The sequence below is a fragment of the Microcystis sp. M_QC_C_20170808_M3Col genome (assembly GCF_007095505.1).
Lineage (GTDB): Bacteria > Cyanobacteriota > Cyanobacteriia > Cyanobacteriales > Microcystaceae > Microcystis.
Genome location: NZ_SFBY01000407.1, coordinates 1 through 3,010, shown reverse-complemented (window position 1 = coordinate 3,010; position 3,010 = coordinate 1). Strand labels below are relative to the sequence as shown.

The 3,010-nt window shown below is 39.0% G+C and carries 4 protein-coding genes and 1 pseudogene; 2 read left to right on the top strand and 3 right to left on the bottom strand.

The annotated features are described in order from the left end of the window. From EWV84_RS18725 to EWV84_RS18715, 3 genes are all read right to left on the bottom strand, one after another. Positions 1–236: DUF6817 domain-containing protein (locus EWV84_RS18725; RefSeq protein WP_287079291.1), on the bottom strand; the 236-nt coding region annotated here is incomplete at its 3' end. 372 nt (positions 237–608) lie between these two features. Continuing rightward, complete coding sequence (locus EWV84_RS18720; RefSeq protein ID WP_287079289.1) at positions 609–1,493, bottom strand: glycosyltransferase family 2 protein; 885 nt, start codon at positions 1,491–1,493, stop codon at positions 609–611. 36 nt (positions 1,494–1,529) lie between these two features. Continuing rightward, entirely contained in the window at positions 1,530–2,330 is an 801-nt protein-coding gene (locus EWV84_RS18715) for an aldolase/citrate lyase family protein (protein ID WP_287079288.1), read from the bottom strand. A 44-nt stretch (positions 2,331–2,374) separates the two neighbouring features. On the opposite strand from EWV84_RS18715, the gene EWV84_RS18710 reads away from it, so the two are divergent. Continuing rightward, a complete protein-coding gene (locus EWV84_RS18710; protein ID WP_287079287.1) occupies positions 2,375–2,800 on the top strand; it encodes a dTDP-4-dehydrorhamnose 3,5-epimerase family protein in 426 nt (141 codons plus the stop codon). A gap of 84 nt (positions 2,801–2,884) precedes the next feature. Then, positions 2,885–3,010: pseudogene (locus tag EWV84_RS18705) on the top strand (amino acid ABC transporter substrate-binding protein); the annotation flags it as partial.

Here is a 3,010-nt window from a genome sequence, read left to right as displayed (position 1 = left end):
TAGTAAACTAATTTTTCAGCATCAGAACCAATAGCAGCCTTAATTATACCTCTTTGTTCTAGATTAACCAAACTTTTTCTATAGCTATAAGTTCCATAGATGCTGTGATAAAGACCAGCTAGACAAATATCTTCAGATGAGTTCCATTTTTTCAAGATTCTATAAGTTCCTAATAAATGACTATATAAAGAGCGTTTATTAAGATGTTCAGTTGAATCAGTTGCTAATTTCTTCAAAATTTCTCTTTGCTCTTTAGGGAGATCATATTGTCTATCTCTTAATAAATATAGGAATTAAACTACAATATTTTTGGAGAATTATTGTAAGTTTTTTAATTGATTTACAATTATGTTTTTAGTAGCCATATTGTTGATTGAATTAATGATTAGATGTTTTTTTTAGGGGAATTTATCAAGGCATAAGCTTATGGCTTATCAAAGGTGCAAACTCTACTAATAAAGCCCATAAACTTAGGCCAAATGGATGTGCTAATAGATGTCTCGGAAGGATTCTGCTTAATGCAATTCGCTCCCTCAATCCTTGGCGGGTTTTGGCTGCCTTATTTGGCCAATGTTTGAGGATGATTTTCAAAGTAAATTCTTGAGGTTCTAAGTAAGGATATAAAAACCATAACAGCAAGTTACACATTGAGCTAATAAAAGCAGTTGATCAAAGGAAATAGCACCTTTCACCAGCAGTGATTGATTAGCATTGATAGTGGCTGTGATAATATCCGAGATATTAGTTAATGATTTCAATCTATTTTCCAGTAATACAGCATCTTGGGGATAGACAGAAACCCGATAACGAAGAGCATCTGCTAAAGTGTTTATGTGATTATCTATTAATTTTTCAATGTTTTGTAATCTTAACTTCGTCCCCTGAGAATTATTATGGCGACGATATCCAACCGTAATACAATGGTTTCTGATCAGAGATTGATTAACACTTAACCTTAACCAAGTATAGTAATCTACAGCAGTTCCCGTAAACTGTGTTGGCCAGCCATTGATGGAATCGAGTGCTTCGCGTCGAATCACAATGGCCGAGGGAGTGGCGACAGAATTGGTAGGGAAAAAGTCCCAAGGAGCAAAAAACTGAGGATTAAGGACTGGAGAGGGAAAATTTAGGCTATCTTCATAAAAATGGGCGCAATTGGCTACACAAGCAGGAGATTGGGGAAATTGTTCTAGAATTGTATTCATAATGCCCAGGTGATCTCGATGCCAGATGTCATCCTGATCGAGAAATGCTACTAGAGGTGCAGTAGTATGTTGCAGTCCAAAATTGCGGGCGCAATGAGAACCCTTGTCAGGATTTCGTAATAAAGTGATACCTGAAAAAGACTTGACAATCTCTAGGGATTCGTCCTCAGAACCATCGTCAACCACGACTATTTCTCTCGGTGGTTGAGACTGGGAAAATACTGACTCGAGTGTTTGTCGAATCCATTGAGAGCCGTTGAATAAAGGGATAATAACAGCTACGTCCATAACCTTAGCGTTTTGATCTATAAGCCGATCATAATTCTAATTTGCTCCCAGTCGCTTTAAAAATGTGAGATGATCTGCTAAAACTGCTTCCCGACTGCGAAGACGGGCCGCTACCCAAGCAGCCCGAATCGCTTGGATCTCCGCCTGAAGATTCCGGCCACTCATTTCGTTTTTAAAAGTACGCCTCAAAACACTTAAACCGCAATTGAGCCGCGCCATCTCATGCAGAAGTTCGAGGAAGGGTATAGGGTTGCCGCCACTAATTCTCGTTACTCCACCGAATCCAACGATACGATTGTTTAAAATTTGAAAAATTTGTTCAACTGTAGCATCTGCCACTAAATCCCAAATACAGCTTTTTTGACGTGAAATCATTAAATCATTCAGTCCAATGTAAGCATAGTCCCATCCTAGCTCCCGAATTTGCTCACAATTGTCTACTAAGGTTTGAGTCTCAATTTGGACTAGGGTTTTAGCTCTTCCATTGACTAGAGAAATAAATTTATCTACCTCACTGGGAACTTTTGCCATCGGTAACATGATAATACTAGCTCCAGAATCTAGGGCAGTTTCTATCTCGTCAGAAGTATTGTTATCTAAGGGATTAATTCTTACTGTAATTGGGATGGAGATAAGTTCAGCTAGAGCAACCACATCTTCTGGTGTATCGGCGTTGATTTGGGTTGAATAGCTCATCTGTCGCTCTCGTTTACCAATCCGTTCCCAGTCTACAATGATACTATCAATCCCTACTTGCTCGGCTTGTTTAGCTAATAAAGCATCTGTGGTAAATAGAAATAAACGCAAATGGTCAATATCTGTAGTATAGTGGCTCATTATGTGGTTCCTTATAGTGATCAATGATTCTTAAGTCTTTAGCTATGACAAAGTTAACACAATCTAATGATCAATGGATAGAAAGTGTAGAAGTTTGCCCTCTCAAGTTATTGCCAAATGAAAAAGGGCGACTCATGGAAATTCAACGGGCTGACGATAAGATTTTCCCCGGCTTTGGACAAGTTTATATTACTTCAACTTTGCCCGGTATTGTTAAAGCTTGGTACAGACACACAACGCAAATTGATCAAATTGCCGTCATTGTAGGACTGTTGAAACTTGTCCTTTACGATGACCGGGAAACCTCACCCACCAGAGGCAAAATTAACACGATATTTTTAGGCGAATTGGCTCCTAAACTGGTACAAATTCCCCCCGGTATTTGGCATGGTTTTCAGACAATTGGCGAGCGGGAAGCTTTTGCACTGCATCTATCAAAGGAAATAGCACCTTTCACCAGCAGTGATTGATTAGCATTGATAGTGGCTGTGATAATATCCGAGATATTAGTTAATGATTTCAATCTATTTTCCAGTAATACAGCATCTTGGGGGTCGAATACCGTCCGCTCGATCGTTTTTAGTTTAATTCAAGGGGAAGAATTTGGGATTAACTCCCAAAATATTGCCACTTTTGCCGATAGCAAAGACCCCAGTATTCGGCGCTTTTTGGGTATCGAC

Coding starts and splice junctions, on each gene's coding strand:
- EWV84_RS18715 (WP_287079288.1), bottom strand. CDS start 2,330: ATGAGCCACTATACTACAGATATTGACCATTTGCGTTTATTTCTATTT.
- EWV84_RS18720 (WP_287079289.1), bottom strand. CDS start 1,493: ATGGACGTAGCTGTTATTATCCCTTTATTCAACGGCTCTCAATGGATT.
- EWV84_RS18710 (WP_287079287.1), top strand. CDS start 2,375: ATGACAAAGTTAACACAATCTAATGATCAATGGATAGAAAGTGTAGAA.